At 44.7% G+C, this 17,304-nt stretch carries 14 protein-coding genes; 10 read left to right on the forward strand and 4 right to left on the reverse strand.

Annotated features, from left to right (window positions below; genetic code table 11):
* The first annotated feature begins 4 nt into the window (after positions 1 to 4).
* The 6 genes from VXQ11_RS00185 (at position 5) to VXQ11_RS00210 (ending at position 4,757) form a co-directional block, all read left to right on the forward strand.
* Positions 5 to 1,051, forward strand: a complete 1,047-nt coding sequence (locus VXQ11_RS00185) for a rod shape-determining protein (RefSeq protein WP_064095714.1) — start codon at positions 5 to 7, stop codon at positions 1,049 to 1,051.
* 16 nt (positions 1,052 to 1,067) lie between these two features.
* Positions 1,068 to 1,925 carry a rod shape-determining protein MreC gene (mreC, locus tag VXQ11_RS00190; protein ID WP_064101592.1) on the forward strand — a complete coding sequence of 286 codons (858 nt, stop codon included), beginning with the start codon at positions 1,068 to 1,070 and terminating at the stop codon, positions 1,923 to 1,925.
* Positions 1,912 to 2,403, forward strand: coding sequence for a rod shape-determining protein MreD (mreD, locus tag VXQ11_RS00195; RefSeq protein WP_416705148.1), 492 nt, complete (start codon positions 1,912 to 1,914; stop codon positions 2,401 to 2,403). Before mreC ends, mreD begins: the two co-directional genes overlap by 14 nt.
* Complete coding sequence (locus tag VXQ11_RS00200; RefSeq protein WP_144724652.1) at positions 2,391 to 2,957, forward strand: Maf-like protein; 567 nt, start codon at positions 2,391 to 2,393, stop codon at positions 2,955 to 2,957. The genes mreD and VXQ11_RS00200 overlap by 13 nt, the downstream gene beginning before the upstream one ends.
* A 39-nt stretch (positions 2,958 to 2,996) precedes the next feature.
* Positions 2,997 to 4,451, forward strand: coding sequence for a ribonuclease G (rng, locus tag VXQ11_RS00205; protein ID WP_064095710.1), 1,455 nt, complete (start codon positions 2,997 to 2,999; stop codon positions 4,449 to 4,451).
* A gap of 132 nt (positions 4,452 to 4,583) precedes the next feature.
* The gene (locus tag VXQ11_RS00210) at positions 4,584 to 4,757 is read left to right on the forward strand and encodes a PA1571 family protein (RefSeq protein WP_005096185.1); all 174 of its coding nucleotides are present in this window, start codon (positions 4,584 to 4,586) and stop codon (positions 4,755 to 4,757) included.
* 208 nt (positions 4,758 to 4,965) lie between these two features.
* Here the strand turns inward: VXQ11_RS00210 and VXQ11_RS00215 are convergent, their stop codons facing one another.
* Both VXQ11_RS00215 and VXQ11_RS00220 read right to left on the reverse strand, forming a co-directional pair.
* Positions 4,966 to 6,348, reverse strand: coding sequence for a WS/DGAT/MGAT family O-acyltransferase (locus VXQ11_RS00215; RefSeq protein ID WP_416681745.1), 1,383 nt, complete (start codon positions 6,346 to 6,348; stop codon positions 4,966 to 4,968).
* A 172-nt stretch (positions 6,349 to 6,520) separates the two neighbouring features.
* The gene (locus VXQ11_RS00220) at positions 6,521 to 7,255 is read right to left on the reverse strand and encodes a phosphoadenylyl-sulfate reductase (RefSeq protein ID WP_064101588.1); all 735 of its coding nucleotides are present in this window, start codon (positions 7,253 to 7,255) and stop codon (positions 6,521 to 6,523) included.
* Between the two features lie 203 nt (positions 7,256 to 7,458).
* Between VXQ11_RS00220 and thrH the strand changes: the two genes are divergently transcribed.
* Positions 7,459 to 8,076, forward strand: coding sequence for a bifunctional phosphoserine phosphatase/homoserine phosphotransferase ThrH (gene thrH / locus VXQ11_RS00225; RefSeq protein WP_004646225.1), 618 nt, complete (start codon positions 7,459 to 7,461; stop codon positions 8,074 to 8,076).
* Between the two features lie 72 nt (positions 8,077 to 8,148).
* Here thrH and VXQ11_RS00230 read toward each other — a convergent pair whose 3' ends face one another.
* Positions 8,149 to 9,330 (reverse strand): OmpP1/FadL family transporter, encoded by a 1,182-nt coding sequence (locus VXQ11_RS00230; protein ID WP_416681743.1) that lies wholly within the window; start codon positions 9,328 to 9,330, stop codon positions 8,149 to 8,151.
* A 314-nt stretch (positions 9,331 to 9,644) separates the two neighbouring features.
* Entirely contained in the window at positions 9,645 to 10,934 is a 1,290-nt protein-coding gene (locus VXQ11_RS00235) for an OmpP1/FadL family transporter (RefSeq protein WP_416681741.1), read from the reverse strand.
* 1,082 nt (positions 10,935 to 12,016) lie between these two features.
* Here VXQ11_RS00235 and VXQ11_RS00240 point away from each other — a divergent pair.
* The 3 genes from VXQ11_RS00240 to rbbA all read left to right on the forward strand — a co-directional run bounded on the left by VXQ11_RS00240 (position 12,017) and on the right by rbbA (position 17,304).
* A complete protein-coding gene (locus VXQ11_RS00240; RefSeq protein WP_416705335.1) occupies positions 12,017 to 13,366 on the forward strand; it encodes an efflux transporter outer membrane subunit in 1,350 nt (449 codons plus the stop codon).
* Positions 13,367 to 13,489: 123 nt separating this feature from the next.
* The gene (locus VXQ11_RS00245; RefSeq protein WP_416705149.1) at positions 13,490 to 14,551 is read left to right on the forward strand and encodes an HlyD family secretion protein; all 1,062 of its coding nucleotides are present in this window, start codon (positions 13,490 to 13,492) and stop codon (positions 14,549 to 14,551) included.
* On the forward strand, positions 14,548 to 17,304 hold the full coding sequence (gene rbbA / locus VXQ11_RS00250; protein ID WP_416705150.1) for a ribosome-associated ATPase/putative transporter RbbA: 2,757 nt from the start codon (positions 14,548 to 14,550) through the stop codon (positions 17,302 to 17,304). Before VXQ11_RS00245 ends, rbbA begins: the two co-directional genes overlap by 4 nt.

The raw sequence follows: 17,304 nt of genomic DNA on the forward strand, positions 1-17,304 counted from the left end.
CCCCGTGATTCTAAAACGACTAATAGGCTTGTTTTCGCCCGATCTTGCCATTGATTTAGGTACAGCAAATACACTTATTTATGCGCCAGGACGAGGCATTATATTAAATGAACCGACGGTTGTAGCCATCCGTCATAGTGGTTCACATAAAATTGTTGCGGCAGTCGGTCTTGAAGCGAAGCAAATGCTAGGTCGTACCCCAGCCAATATCTCAGCGATCCGTCCGATGAAAGACGGTGTGATTGCGGATTTTGAAGTCACTGAGACCATGCTGAATCAGTTCATTCGCAAAGTACATGAAAACCGTTTATTTACTCCGGCACCGCGTGTCGTGGTCTGTGTGCCATGTAAATCGACCCTGGTCGAGCGCCGTGCCATTCGTGAAGCCGTGTTTAATGCGGGCGCACGTGATGTGCGTTTAATCGAAGAGCCAATGGCAGCAGCGATTGGTGCAGGGATGCCAGTCGAGCAGGCTTGTGGTTCGATGGTGGTTGATGTGGGCGGTGGTACCACTGAAATTGCAATTATCTCGCTGCAGGGTTGTGTTTATGCCGATTCTTTACGTATTGGCGGTGATGTCTTTGATGAGCAGATCATTAACTATGTGCGTAAAGCGCATGGCTGTGTGATCGGCGAAACCACGGCTGAAGTGATCAAAAAAGAAGTGGGTATGGCGTTGCCAGATGAAGGCGCTAAACCGCTTGAAATTGAAGTTCGTGGCCGTAACCTCGCAGAAGGTGTACCACGTGCGATTGTGGTTAATTCTGACGAAGTTACCCAAGCCATTTCTGATCCATTGCAAAATATCGTTGCTGCGGTGAAATCGGCACTAGAACACACGCCTCCTGAGCTTTCTTCGGACATTGCCGAACGCGGTATCGTGTTAACCGGTGGTGGTGCATTGCTGCGTAACCTGGACAAGCTGCTGGCTAAAGAAACCGGTTTGCCTGTTGTGGTTGCAGAAGATCCACTGTCTTGTGTGACACGCGGTGGCGGCAAGGTCCTCGAATTTTTCGACAACCCAAATCATGACATGTTATTCGTAGGCTAAGAAAAGGATCCGGCGGGTGCAAGCACATCTGTTTTCTCGACAACCGCCATCTTTTCGCTCTTTTATCATTGCATTGGTGACATGCCTGGTGGTGCTTTTCTTTGATTGGCGCATGCCACATGTTGTTCAACCTGCAAGGGATGTCTTGTACGCTGCTTATAATCCTATTTATGCGGTGGCCAGTTATCCGGTATTGTCGCGAGAGTGGTTAAATCAACAAACCAAGTCTGAAGCTCAGTTGCGCCGGGAAAATACCGCGATGCAGGCCGAGCTGTTACAGGCACAGGTACGCTTACAAAAAATCTCTGAACTTTCTGCCGAAAATACCCGTTTGCGCGGTCTATTGGACACACCGCTAATCATTGATGGACGTATCGAAATTGCGGAAGTGATTGGCACCGATGCCGATCCATTGCGGCATATTATCGTGATCAACCGGGGTGCTAAAAGCCAGCTAAAAGTCGGGCAAACGGTACTGGACGACAAGGGTATCATGGGACAGATTATCAATGTCTATCCGCATAGTAGCCGGGTCATGCTGCTGTCTGATAAAGAGCATTCACTGTCAGTGCGTCTGGAACGTACGGGCATGCGTGCCATTGTCTCGGGCACAGGTGATCTGGGACGTTTGAAAATGGAATATGTACCGACCAGTGCCAATATCAAGGTCGGTGAAAAAGTCTATAGTTCGGGCTTGGGACAACATTTTCCGGCAGGTTATCTGGTGGGGCAGGTGTCTAAAGTACAACGGCATAATTCCGGAGAGTTTGCCCAGATTGATGTCACACCTGCCGCCCAGCTGGCCGGTGGACATCACGTGGTGGTGTTATTTTCCGATTCATTAGCGATGGAGCAACCGCATGTCAATCGCTAGGATGAAGTCTAGAAAGCATCGTGATCCTTTAATGGCTATTGTCATTTCGGTGATTGTAGCTTCCATTTTAATGGTCTATCCACTTTCCTATAATCTCTCGGGCTGGCGTCCGCTGTTCATGCTGATGATCATGCTATTCTGGGTGCTGTGCCAGCCAACCTGGTGCGGAATCTGGTTTGCCTTCGGCACCGGTATTTTTATGGATTTGCTGCTAGATGCCCCCTTGGGTCTGAATGCGCTGAGCTTTATCATTATCGCCTTTTTAGCCCGCTTTCTGACCCGCGAACGCCGTATCCTGACCTTCAATAATCTCTGGATGATTATGGGGCTGGCGATTGTGGCATATTTGCTGATAATCTTTTTTGCCCAGATTATGGCCGGGATGCAATTTTCTTTTGCACGACACTGGATTCCAATGCTCACCAGTATTCTGGTCTGGCCAGTAATTTATTATATGCTGAAAAAATGGCGCATATAGTTCTAGCTTCCAGCTCACCACGACGTCGCGAGTTGTTACAGCAACTCGGGCTACAATTTGATATTTATAGTCCAGAAATTGACGAATCGGTACAAGAGGGCGAGACAGTCGCTGCTTATGTCGAGCGTCTGGCACGAGCCAAAGCGGATGCCGTGGCCGAACGCTATCCGGATGCCATCATTATTGCTGCGGATACCAGTTTAGGGGTCGATCAGGAGATTCTGGGCAAACCTGAATCTAAAGAACATGCGATTGAAATATGGACAAAAATCTCTGGTCGATGGCATGATGTGTATAGTGGCGTCTGTGTTCGTACAAAGTGTGAAAAATACAGTATAGTGGTGCGTACACAGGTCGAATTTCAAATCCTGAGCGCTGCAGATATGGAAAGTTACTGGGCGACAGGTGAGCCTTTGGGTAAAGCCGGGGCTTATGCAATTCAAGGAATTGCTGCACGTTATATTCCAAAAATACAGGGCAGTTATTCCAATGTGGTGGGCTTGCCCTTATATGAAACAGTACAGTTATTACAGACGGTTAAGGCACTAAATTAACTGCTGAAAAAGAATTCTTATAATGTTTTGAGTGTATTTATGTCTGACGAGTTGTTGATTAACGTCACACCGATGGAATGTCGGGTCGCGTTAATTGAAAACGGCACGGTCAATGAACTGTTTGTCGAGCGTACCGCCAAGCGTGGTCTGGTAGGAAATGTCTATAAAGGAAAAGTGGTGCGGGTTTTACCCGGGATGCAGGCCGCTTTCGTAGATATCGGACTCTCGCGTACTGCATTTTTGCATATCAATGATATGGTCTGGCCACGCAATCAGCCAACCCCGAATGTTTTTGAGCTACTGCAACCGGGACAGACCCTCACTGTTCAGGTCATGAAGGATATGCTCGGTACCAAAGGCGCACGCCTGTCTACTGACCTGTCTATTCCTTCACGCTATTTGGTCTTGATGCCATATGGCAATCATATTGGGGTATCGCAACGGATTGAATCCGAAGAAGAGCGTAATCGTTTGCGTTCTATCATTGAGCGGATTCAGGTGGAGCACAAGCTGCCGGGCTCAGTGATTGTGCGTACTGCGGCAGAAGGGATTGAAGAAGAAGCCATCGCGCAGGATATGGCTTATCTGGCCAAACTCTGGGAATACATCCAGCGCAAGCAAAAGATTATTGCGGTACCTTCTTTGATTTTTGAAGAATTGCCTTTACCGCAACGCGTCATTCGGGATCTGGCTAATGAAGAAACGGCCAAAATTTATGTAGATTCACGGGAGATTCATGCCAAACTGCAGGAATTTGTCGAAGAATTCGTTCCGAACATGAAAGACCGTTTGCTGCATTATCCGGGGGAGCGGCCTATTTTTGACTTGTATAATGTCGAAGAAGATCTGCAGAAGGCATTGCAAACTCGTGTCGCATTGAAGTCTGGCGGTTATCTGATGATTGACCAGACTGAAGCCATGGCTACGATTGATGTCAATACCGGCTCTTATGTTGGTGGCCGTTCGCTGGAAGACACTGTCTTTAAAACCAATATGGAAGCAACGCAGGTTATCGCACGTCAGTTACGTCTGCGTAATCTCGGTGGCATTATCATCATTGATTTTATTGACATGCAGGAAGCGCAGCATCGTGAAGAAGTGATGAAACAGTTTGAACGTATGCTGGAACGTGATCATGCCAAAACCAAGATTACTCAGGTGTCAGAACTGGGCTTGGTGGAAATGACCCGGAAACGGACCCGTGAATCGCTGGAGCATCTGCTGTGTGAGTCTTGTCCGACCTGTCAGGGGCGGGGTTATGTCAAAACAGCCGAGTCAGTATGTTACGAAATATTCAGGGAAATTCTACGCTATGCCCGTGCTTATGAGTCACAGAGTGGCTTTACTGTTGTCGCGCATCCAGCTGTTATTGATCGCTTGTTAACAGTGGAAGCGCCGGCTGTCGCTGATCTGGAGCATTTTATTAATCGCGTGATTAAGTTCCAGGTGGAAAATCTGTATACGCAAGAGCAATACGATATCATTCTCAGCTGAAATTGTAACAGAATATCGTTAAACACTTGTTACATCTGAAATTTTACAACGGGGTCTTTATTTACAATACTAGATGCATGAATTAGCCAAAGCCGTTTCTCCCAGTTTCAGGCTTAGCAAAAGGAGTGTGTGATGAATATGAGTAAAGCAGTAATCAATAAAGGCCTAAAACACGTATTAGAACCAAAGACTGTACATGCAGGCTATATCGTAGATGAACGCGGTAATGAAGTTCAGATTACCGCGAGTATGATTCGTAATGCCTGTCATCAATTACTGCAACAGTGCCGTACCATTAAAAGCTGATGACCTTGGTTTCGGGTTTCTAAGCGGGCAAAAATCATTTGAAGAGATTTTCTTCTACCTAGGAAAATCCTCCAAAAATTCTAAAAAAATCAAAAAGATTTAAAAAATAAAGAAAAGGGACCAATCTGGTCCCTTTATTCTTTGGCAAGGACTGGCAAAAATTATCATTCCCTTTGTCAGCCTGGCTATTTTATTTATTCATCTGCGGTTAGCTCACCGCCTGTAACTTTGGGGCGGGTTCGCCCTGTATAATGAATTCAAATCGTTGAATTTCTTCTTCAAGATGCGTCAGCAGATTCTGCATTTTCGGCAAGGCATTCCGACATGCGGTCAAGCCAACTTCCAGTTTGTCTAAATAGCTGGTCATGGTGATATTGAGAGCTTGGCCATCGAGCACAATGGAGGCAGGATACAGCGCTTCAAGGCGTGCACCATTCCAGTAAAGTGGTTCTTGCGGTCCTGGCACATTGGAAATAATCACGTTAAAAGCCTGACGTGTCGGCATTAAACCGGATGCAATATTTAGACCTGCTGCACCATAAACAAAGGCACTATAGTTTAGAATCTGATTGGCATTCATACGTTTAAAGCGTTCTTTGGCACTGAGTACACTGCGACGTACGATCTTGAGCCGTTCCAGCGGGTCTTCTTCATGGGTACCAAGATTGGCCAGAATCATGGTAATACGGTTGGATATATCGGAATCATCACTGCGCAGCGAAGCCGGAACCATAGCAATTAAAGGTTTTTTCGGCAGGGCATCTTGTGATAATAAATATTCACGTAATGCACCAGAGCAAATGGCGAGGACGATGTCATTAATGGTCACGCCTAATGTCTTGGAAATATGGCGTAAACGTGAAAACTCAAAAGACTGGGCGGCAAAACGACGAGAAGCACTGACGCGTTGATTCAGAATACAGCTTGGCGCCTGAAAGCTGGACACATAATCTGGATTACGCCCCATATCTTTCATGACGGTTTGCGATAGCTCATAAGCGACTCGCGGCACGCATTCCAGTTGTCCTTTAATGGCTTGCAAGACATTTTTAAAGCCACTCACTTTGGGTGCTTTCAAGCGTTTGGCACGTGGCCCCTCTACACACCACGGCGGTACAATACTCTTGGCATGGGGGTCAAATGAAAGTGATTTTTCTACCAGACGCATGCCGGCAATTCCATCCACCATGGCATGATGGATCTTGAAATACATGGCAAAACGGTTACCTTCAATACCTTCAATGATATGGCAGGTCCATAAAGGTTTGGCGCGATCAATCAAGGCACTATGCTCTTGTGAGATATAGGTGAGCAGTTCACGGATACGGCCCGGTTTTGGTAGCGCAATATGACGAAAATGATGGTCTAAATCAAACTCTTGGTCTTCATCCCAAAATAATCCGTTTAAATAGTTGTTAAAAGGTGGAATAGGGGTAGATTTTGAATTTTGAATATCCCTCACCAGATTCTGAATAAAAGAAGTGGGTGCATTATCGGGAATCTGGAATAAAAATAGCCCACCTACATGCATAGGCTGCTGTCGTTTTTCTAAAGTCAAGAAAATAAGATCAATCGGGTGTAATGGACGCATAGCGTAAATTGCCTCACTGCAGTTTCTTCAGCTGCTCTGATCCGAACAACCTTGTTAGAATTATTAATATAGACATTACAAAGTATAGCGGTTTTGTCGTGGAAAGGTACTGATTTTTCTGTAGATGTTTCGTTTACAAAAAAACCACCGATGAGTCGGTGGTTATGCTAGATCACTTTTTCAAGTTGCCGGCATGCAGCCCGCATTCTTTGTGGGTGGCCTCTTCCCACCACCAGCGACCTTCACGTTCATGCTGATTTGGCAGGACAGGGCGGGTACAGGGTTCACAGCCAATTGAAACGAAACCTTTTTCATGCAGGGCATTATAAGGCACTTCCATCATGCGGATATAACTCCAGACATCAGCACTGGACCAGTTTGCCAGAGGATTGTATTTGATTAGCTGCTTTCCGGGACCGGAAAAACCTGGATCTGCCTGAACTACAGGAATTTCATTGCGTGTTCCCGGACTTTGGTCCTTACGCTGACCGGTAATCCATCCATCCAGCGTGGCCAGCTTTTTACGTAATGGCTGCACCTTGCGGATTCCACAACATTCCTGGTGGCCATCCCGGTAAAAACTGAACAGGCCTTTTTCAGTAGTCAGTTGCTGGATAGCCTCAGTTTCCGGGAAACAGATCTCAATATCAATATTATAATGCTGACGAACCTTTTCAATAAACTGATAGGTTTCTGCATGTAAACGGCCAGTATCCAGACTGAATACCCGGAACGGTTTCCCCAGATGAGAGGCCATATCAATCAATACCACATCTTCGGCACCAGAAAATGAAATCGCGATTTCACCTTGCTGGCTCAGGGCAAGTGCCAAAATTTCATTAGGTGATTTGTCTGCATATTCGGAAGCAAGTGCATCGATACGATCAATAGTAGGAATAATGGTCATGAGAGTCCTGGCGATATAGGCTTGGAAAAGACATGGCCTATATAAATTAATTTCACCTTTATTTTAATAGAATTGATTAACCAGACTTATCACTAAAAAATAAATAGTTATGAAAAAAATAGATTTAAAAAAGTACGGTGCAAAATCTGTTTCTTCAGCTATCATAATGCAAATTTTTTCAATACAACTCAGAGGGGATGTTCATGGAAGTCGTATGTCTAGATTTAGAAGGCGTGTTGGTTCCAGAAATCTGGATTAACTTTGCAAAAAAAACCGGTATTAAAGAGCTTGAAGCGACGACTCGTGACATTCCTGACTATGATGTACTGATGACTCAACGTCTGAATATTTTAAAACAGCACGGTTTAGGCTTGAACGATATTCAGGAAGTGATTGCAGAAATGGGTCCTTTTCCAGGAGCAAAAGAATTTGTGAAATGGGTGAGCACACATTTTCAATTGATTATTCTTTCAGATACCTTCTATGAATTTGCACATCCACTGATGAAACAACTGGATTGGCCAACTATTTTCTGCCATAAACTGGAAACAGATGAAGCAGGAATGATCTCTGCTTATAAACTTCGTCAGCCGGACCAAAAACGTCAAGCCGTAAAAGCATTACATGGCTTGAACTTCCGTGTGATTGCAGCAGGAGATTCTTATAACGATACCACGATGCTAGGTGAAGCAGATCATGGTTTCTTATTTGACGCACCTGAAAACGTTATTGCCGAATTTCCGCAATTCCCGCCAATTCGTGGTTATGATGCCTTGAAAGAAGCGATTCGTAATGCATCTGTCCGTGATATTCCAGCTTAAGACTTAAGATTTTAAGTTAACCGAAATAAAGAAAAAGCGCTTATAGCGCTCTTTCTTTATCGAATCCAGTAATTAAAAGCGATAGCCGATCTTCATGCCATAACCTAGAGCATGGTTATCTTCAAATTCACCTACTACATTGCCTCCAGTTTGTGCGTGTGCATCACCAAGCCAGAAATACTTCACACCGGCTTGAATGAAATAGTTTTCAGCAGGGCTATACTGACCACCCACGCCTACACTCCAGTAACCTTCAGTTGGTCCAAGTGTAGTGACCGGGTTGCCGGCACCAGAATCATAGCCAACAGCAGCAGTACCTGACCATTTATTGTTGAATTTATGACCTAAACCAACAGTTGCTGACCACTGGTCATCTGAGTAGTCAATTAGATTCTGACGCGTGCCATTAGGGTTCTTGATAATTGAGATATCCCCTAATAGTGTTGGTTTAACTGCAAATTCACTCCAATGTACCCAGCGCATATTAACAAAGGCTAAAGTATTTTGAGCTATCCCTGTCTGTAAGTCGATATTTACAGATTGAGGAGTAGTTGCATTTACTGCATCTGTACGATGAGATTCAATACCATTTGGGAGATGCGGTAACATTCCGCTTGGCACTGTGATTTTTGATGATTGTATAGCAGTTGCATTGTGGCTAATTTCAGAGCGATAAGCCACAGAAGCTTTTAATGCGATTTCAGGAATTTGATAGGCAAAACCAGCGAGCCAACCCCATGCTTCTTTTTGTTCGACTTTGATGTTGTAGCCTGTATTGCCATATGCAGCACCACGTAAATGGATATCTGCTTCTACGGTTTGCCAGACTGGACCAGCAAAAAAGTTCCAGTTTTTATTAGGTTGGTAGCCGATCAATGCTGTTAAGTTATTTGTATCTACCTCTACAGAAGTACCTTCAACTCCATCTGTGAAAACGCTTGCAGCTGTTGAGTAGATGGCATCTGCACCATAAGGCTGATCATATAGGAGACCGACAGATATTTGATCTGTTGCTTGGACTTTGATTGCTGCAGATGGAAAATAATAATCTTCACCCATGTCATCGACATTATTTTTTAATACATCCTTACCTTTTACCGTTGGATCTAAAACAGAAATACCTGCTTCTGCATAATTACCAGGTTGTAAAAAAGCATGAATTGACTGACCAGAACGATCTAGGCCAGCTGCTTGAACTGCTGAGAGGGAGAAAGTGCTAAGTAAAATAGCTGAAGAAATTTTAGTGAGCTTCATGGTACGGTCCCTGATGCCATCTGTAACAAAAATGTGCAGGAAAAGTAACATAAATTTAAAAAGAGTAAATACTCAGGTTCGCATGAGAAATGAACTAGAGCGGTTAAATATAGGGATTGCTTAGAGTATTTATACTAGAATTTTAAGATTAAATAGATGAAAAATAACAAAATAAAAAAGATAAAAATTTCTATAGAAATGAAAGTGAGTAAAATATTGATTGGCGGTAAAATAAACAAATGCTATGCAAATGTATAAAATTAGGATTCAAACATAAAAAACCACCCGAAAGTGGTTTTTTATTTTATGAGAACTTAGAAGCGGTAACCCATTTTCAAGCCATAAGCAATTGCGTCATTGTCTTTAAAGCTACCTACATTTGGATTTGCTACAGTCAGAGCATCAGCATCGCCCAGCCAGAAATATTTCATTCCGCCTGCAATGAAATAGTTTGGAGCAGGAGAGAACTGAACCCCTACACCCACATTCCAGTAACCTTCTGTTGGACCAAGTGTTGTAACAGGATTACCTGCACCAGAGTCCCAGCCTACAGAGACATTACCTGCCCATTTTGCATTGAATTTACGGCCTACGCCCGCTGTAGCAGACCATTGATCTTCATTATATTCAACAAGATTCCCACCCTCTAACGAGGTCAAGAGAGCTTTAGTTGGAGCTAATGCTGGTAAAGCAGGAAGAGCATTTCCCGCAGCAGCAAGTTGATCTAAAGCTTGGCCGAATTGAGTTGGTCGAATTGCGAATCCATCCCAATTTACCCATCGAACATTTAAGAAGGCAACCGTGTCAGCCATGATCCCTGATTGTAGGTCTAGGTTAACAGATTGAGGAGTAGTAACATCAGTTTTGCCAGGAGCATAAGCAAATAATTGAGTAGGTAATACTCCAGGAATGCCGAAGCCTGGTACTACTGTATTAACATTCTCTCTTGAAGCAAGTTGGTGTTCGATTTCTGAACGGTAAGTCAAAGATGCTTTCAAGGCAATTTCAGGAATTTGGTAAGCCAGACCTGCTAACCAGCCTGTACCACCATCTTTTTTCATGGTGGCATCATATCCAGTTAATAATCCATAAGCGGTACCACGTAAAGATACATTACCTTTAGCTTCTTGATAAACTGGGCCTGCATAAATATTCCAGTTTTCAGTTGGCTGGAAACCAAACACGAAACTTAAATTTTCTGTCGTCACTTCAGCCCGGGTGCCATCATTACCTGTAGGATTAAAGGCAACAGAGCGGTCTTTATAGTCTGCTTCAGCACCAAATGGCTGATCAAAAATAAGACCAAAAGAAAAGTTGTCTGTTAACTGGAGCTTCAACGCAGCTGATACAGAATGATAATCACCCGCCATATCACCTGTTGCCTTATTGGTACCTACACCTAGTGTAGGTGAGTTTAGGGATGGTGCGTTAGAAGTGGTACCAGATACAGAAGGATCTAATACAGTAATACCCGCTTCAAAGTAATTACCTGGCTGTAAAAACGCTGCGATAGATTGCCCCGAACGATCCATTGCAGCAGCAAATGCACCTGTCATAGGTACAGTCGCGAGAATCATTGCAGTAGTTAATGTCTTTAATTTCATTTACGTCTTTCCTTGAGGTACAAATTTATATCTAGCGTTGTTGTTTGCACTTAAATTTAATTCTTTGGAGAGTTTGGTTACTAAACCGCAATCATTTGTTACTCCATGTGCCAAAAATACCACAAATAAAATAAGAGTAAATGCTCTAGTTTGAATAGACAGTTCAAAAAAACATCAAAATAGAGTAAAAGTACTAATTAGTGGCTTTAATTTAAAATTTAAGTGATTGAAATTATTATTTTTAATTACAGATAAATTGATTCTTAAAAAAATTAAATTTAATGAAAGATTGCACAACTAATTTGTTAATTAATTCGCATATTTCTACCCTTGTGTTCCGCTCAGTTTGAGCGAGAACGACAAAATTCTGTTACATGAGCGTTACATATACGCACCTCCAAAATGTATGAAGAAGAGTGTTTAAGATAGATAAAGTAGCTCATTAGGGTGAAATTTATATAATATATTTATTAGAATCAAAGGAATACTTGGACTAATTAATTGATTTTTTCAGGGGTAACAGTGCGATAGGGTACCTTAAATCTTCTACCATGAAAGCCAGTTTCAATTTGTTACTACATTAGATGCGTGAATACAGAGAGGGATATGTGCAGCTTAGACTGAACCGTGTATTGTGTAGAAATACACGATTGCAATAGGCAAACACACGTTGCAGATTGCAGAAAGTCTTGCCCATATAATGATGGTTAGAAGTTAGATATTTAATCCTTGAAATAAGGAGACGAAATGGCCTGATTCAGAAGTCAGGTTTTAAGCCTGTAACAGGTTAAAAGAATAATATAAAAACTAAATAAAATAAATACTTAGTGCATAATATCGGATAAGTCCTGATATCAGGTCATGATGCTGACTAGAAATTCAAAAGAATTAAAAGCAATGTGACCGGGTAGGCGAACGATATCGCCACCTTTTTCTGATGACTTAAGCAGATATTTATCTCAGACAGTCATGCATATTTTTAGAAAAGGCTCAGCTGACAGGAGGGTCAATTGTTGAAACTGAATATTTTTTGCAGATTTTATCTACATAGCAGTCTGGCGATACTTCCCATTTTAGCTCTATTGACAGGCTGTCAGAATACAGCCCCTTTGATCAAACCAGAGCCTGTCTTGCCAGCACACTATCCATTTCAGCAGGGCGGTACATATCATGCTTTGCCGTGGTCTGATTATGTCGGTGATCCTACTTTAGTGAGAATTGCCCGTCTTGCCCTGACCTATAATTATGACCTGAAAATTGCAGCACTCCGGATTCGTGAAGCCCAGGCTGCCTACGGTATTCAGCGTTCAGAATTGTGGCCGAGTATATTGGGAAGCAGTAGTTATGAACGCAGCAGGGTACCAGCAGATTTATCTCCTGTGGGCCGTGCTGTAACCACAGAACAGTATACGGTAGGTGTGGGAATAAGCCAGTGGGAACTGGATTTGTGGGGACGTATACGCAGCCTGAATGAAGCAGCATTACAGCAGTTTTTCGCTTCTGAATATAATCAGCTGGCGGTACGAAACAGCATTATTCAGCAGTCGATTCAGACCTATCTGACCCTGGCTGAACTAGAAAAACGGATTTATTATGCCGAAGGTTCTGTGCAAAATTATGAAAAATCTGTACGTATCTTTAAACGGCGTTACGAGGTTGGGGCAGGTTCAAAAGTAGAATATATGCAGGCACAAACCTTGCTCAGTAATGGCCGGGCGTTGCTAACCCAGCTGCAAAATGTTCAGGACATGACAGCCAATTATTTGATCCAGTTGATAGGTCAGCCTGTAGAAGTCCCAAGATTAGGCCTGGATCAGCTGAATTTTAAGCCAGTCGTATTACAGACCGGACTTCCGTCGGAGTTACTGCTGAACCGGCCAGATATTCGGGCTGCTGAAGCTTTACTGTATTCCCAGCATGCCAATATCCAGGCTGCCCGTGCTGCATTTTTTCCGCGTATTGCGCTCACGGGGAGTTTTGGAACAGCCAGTACAGAACTGGAGGGTCTGTTCAAATCCGGTAATTCAGTATGGTCGATTGCTCCCAGTATCACTTTGCCCATATTTACCGCAGGTCAGTTAAAAAATAATGTCATCTTGGCGGAGGTGAGACAGGATATTGCTGTGGCTGACTATGAAAAAACTGTACAGAATGCCTTCCGGGAAGTGGCTGATGCTTTGGTTGATCAGCGCTATTTAAGCCAGCAACTGCAAATACAGGATCAGGGACTGGCTGCTTTTCGGGAAACAGCACGACTGGCACAGTTACGCTATGATAATGGTGCCGTGGGTTATCTCGATGTGCTAGATGCACAGCGAAGTTTGCTGACGGCAGAACAGCAGTGGATTGAAACCCAAAGTGCCTTAATGCAGTCTTATATTTCCCTGTATTTTGCACTGGGCGGTGATAGCAGACTGGTACAGCCAGGCTAAATTTATTTGTTGAATACACTTATTATAAATTGAACAAAATAAAAGAATTAATGTTTTGATTTTACTAAAAATTATAAAAAGGGTGAGTAACAGCCCGATTGAATATGTTGAGTAAGCAGATCTATGAATATAAAAAAAATATCCATTGTGGGAGCAGTCGTTGTCGCCATCTTGGTGGGCTACCTGATCTGGAAAAACATGAATCAGCCTGATACCGATGGGTTGGTCAGTGGGAATGGACGGATTGAGGCGACTGAAGTCAATATTTCCAGTAAGTTCGCTGGCCAGTTAGAAGAAATTCTGGTGCGGGAAGGAGATTTTGTCGAGCCAGGGCAGATTCTGGCGCGAATAAAAGTTTCTACCCTCGAAGCTCAACTGCGCGAAATCCAGGCCCAACAACGTCAGGCTGAAGATGGTATTGCGACCGCTGAAGCGCAACTGGCAATGCGTAAAAGTGAAAAATCAGCCGCCGAAGCGATGGTGCTGCAACGTGAAACAGAACTTATTGCAGCAAAAAACCGTCTGGCACGGACGGAAATTCTAGCCAAGGAAGGTGCATCTTCCAGGCAGCAGCTGGATGATGAGAGGGCAGATGCCAAGCGTGTAGCGGCAGTACTCAGCGCAGCCCAGGCGCAAGTGGACAGCGCTGAAGGAGCTATCGTGGCCGCACGCAGCCAGGTTTCGAGTGCACAATCTCAGGTCGATGCTATCAAAGCAACCATTGAACGGATCAATTTCGATATTGAGGATGCCCAGCTTAAGGCACCCTTGAAGGCGCGGGTGCAGTTCCTGGTCGCACAACCAGGCGAAATGATTGCTGCGGGAGGACGGGTCATGAACCTGATTGATCTGTCCGATGTCTATATGACGTTTTTCCTGCCGGAAACCGTGGCTGGCCGTATCGCAATCGGTACTGAAGTCCGGATTGTGCTGGATGTGGCCAAAAATCTGGTAATTCCTGCTCGGGTGTCTTTTGTTGCCGACACGGCCCAGTTCACTCCAAAAACCGTGGAGACTGAAAGTGAACGCCAGAAATTAATGTTCCGTGTCAAGGCAAAAATTGATCCTGAATTGCTGAGAAAACATATCCAGCAAGTCAAAACCGGTCTTCCAGGCGTGGCCTATATCAAACTTGATTCCAATCTGCCTTGGCCCGCGTTCTTAAGAAATCAGGTTAAATCATGATGCCGCAATTTGTTGCCGGAGCGGCAGTTGCCGAAATCCAGCAGATCAGTCTGAAATATGGCAAGACCCAAGCTTTACAGGACATTTCCCTGTCGCTTCCTGCGGGCTGCATGATTGGACTGATCGGACCGGATGGTGTGGGGAAATCCAGTTTGCTGGCCTTACTGGCCGGTGCCAAGGTCGTTCAGGCGGGCCGCCTGATCGTGCTTGGTGGAGATATTGCTGACCCGAAGCATCGCAGAAAAGTTTGTCCGCATATTGCCTACATGCCTCAAGGTCTGGGCAGCAATCTGTCCAAAAACCTATCTGTCGAGGAAAACCTGCAGTTCGTTGCGCGATTGTTTGGGCATAGTCGTACAGAAAGCCGTAAACGCATTGATGATCTGACTAAAAGTACAGGACTATATGAATTTCTTGATCGGCCGGCAGGAAAATTGTCCGGAGGCATGAAACAGAAACTTGGATTATGCTGCTCCCTGATTCATGATCCGGATTTTCTGATTCTGGATGAGCCCACCACGGGAGTCGATCCCTTGGCACGGGCACAGTTCTGGGAGCTGATTAACCGTATCCGTCAGGTTCGTCCCCAGATGAGTGTAATTGTCGCCACTGCCTACATGGATGAAGCCCAAGGCTTCGACTGGCTGGCGATGATGGATGAAGGCAAAATCCTGAAAACCGGAACTCCGCAAGAACTATTAACGCAGACAGAAAGTAACAGTCTGGAAGATGCTTATATCAAGCTATTACCGGAAGAAAAGAAACAGGGCTATACCCCTGTAGTGATTCCGCCTTTACCAGATTACGATTCAGATGGCTATGCGCTGGAAGCGAAGGATCTGACGGTCAGGTTTGGTGATTTTACCGCCGTAGATCATGTCAATTTCCAGATTCGGCAGGGTGAAATCTTCGGTTTTCTGGGATCGAATGGCTGTGGTAAAACCACCACCATGAAAGTACTGACCGGATTGCTCGAAGCTTCGGAAGGGCAAGCATGGCTATTTGGCCAGCCAGTGGAAGGCAGTAATATTGAGACCCGCCGCCGTGTTGGTTATATGTCACAGTCATTCTCTCTTTATAGTGAACTTACCATTACCCAGAACCTGGTACTTCACGCAAAATTGTTTCATGTGCCGGCTGAACAGATTGACACACGTGTACAGCAGATGCTGCAGCGTTTTGACTTGGCTGAAGTGAAAAACAAGCTACCTGATGACTTGCCGCTGGGTATTCGTCAGCGTCTGTCTCTTGCAGTGGCACTGGTACATAACCCGGAAATCCTGATTCTGGATGAACCGACTTCGGGGGTAGATCCGATTGCTCGTGACAATTTCTGGCGTTTTTTAATCTCCTTGTCTCGTAAGGACGGGGTCACCATCTTTATTTCAACGCATTTCATGAATGAGGCACAGCGCTGTGACCGGATTTCCCTGATGCATGCCGGCCGGGTTCTGGACAGCGCTGCACCCGCACAGTTGATCAAAAATAGGCAGGCTGCCACTCTGGAAGAAGCATTTATTGGCTACTTAATGGATGCTGGAGCAGCCAGCCAGACGCCGCCTGAACAGGAGCTAGAAGGCAGTATTTCCAATGACCAGACAGTGAAAGAAGAAACCAGGATATCCAGCCGATTTAGCCTGCAACGTATGCTCAGCTATGCTTGGCGTGAATCGCTGGAGCTGGCACGTGATCCGATACGTGCCACCATGGCGCTGGTCGGGTCGATTATCCTGCTGTTTGTGATGGGGTATGGAATCACCATGGACGTAGATAATCTGACCTTTGCTGTACTGGATCGTGACCAGAGTGGTCTTAGCCAGAATTACAGCATGAGCATTGCAGGTTCACGTTATTTTGTTGAAAAGCCACCGCTGCAAAATTATGAGGATCTGGATCAACGCATGCGAAGTGGCGATATCTCTTTGGCCATCGAGATTCCACCTGATTTTGCCCGGGATGTTAATCGCGGAAAAGAGGTTAAGATTGGCGCCTGGATTGATGGTGCCATGCCACAGCGTGCTGAAACAGTGAAGGGCTATGTACAGGGAATTCATACTCACTGGTTGATGCAGCAGGAACTAGAGCGAAGTGGATATAAAACCTCGAGTACCGTAAATATAGAAACCCGATTCCGCTACAATCCCGACATCAAGAGCCTGCCTGCAATCGCGCCGGCTGTATTTCCCATATTAATTTTATTGATCCCTGCCATGCTGACAGCACTGTCTGTGGTGCGGGAAAAAGAGCTCGGTTCAATTGTGAATCTGTATGTGACTCCGGTGACCCGCAGTGAATTTTTGATTGGCAAGCAAATTCCTTATGTAGTTCTGGCCATGCTGAACTATTTCCTGATGTGCCTGATCATTGTGGCGATATTCGATGTGCCGATCAAGGGCAGTTTCATGACGCTGACCCTGGCATCCTTCCTGTTTATTATTTTTTCTACCGGCTTGGGACTGCTGGCATCTTCATTGACCAAAAGCCAGATTGCCTCGATGTTTCTGGTGTTGATCGGTACGCTTATACCTGCGGTACAGTTCGCCGGTATTATCAATCCTGTTTCCTCTCTGGAAGGTTTTGGTCGCTGGTTTGGTGAAATCTATCCTACTACGCATATGGTGAATATCAGCCGCGGGGTATTTAACAAGGCATTGAGCTTCAATGCACTGCATCAGGATTTTTGGGTGATTCTGCTGTCAGTCCCTGTGATTATGGGTGCAGCAATTCTTGCCCTGAAGAAACAGGAGTCCTAG

Origin of the sequence: Acinetobacter sp. 197, assembly GCF_048148385.1 — a bacterium.
GTDB lineage: Bacteria > Pseudomonadota > Gammaproteobacteria > Pseudomonadales > Moraxellaceae > Acinetobacter > Acinetobacter pecorum.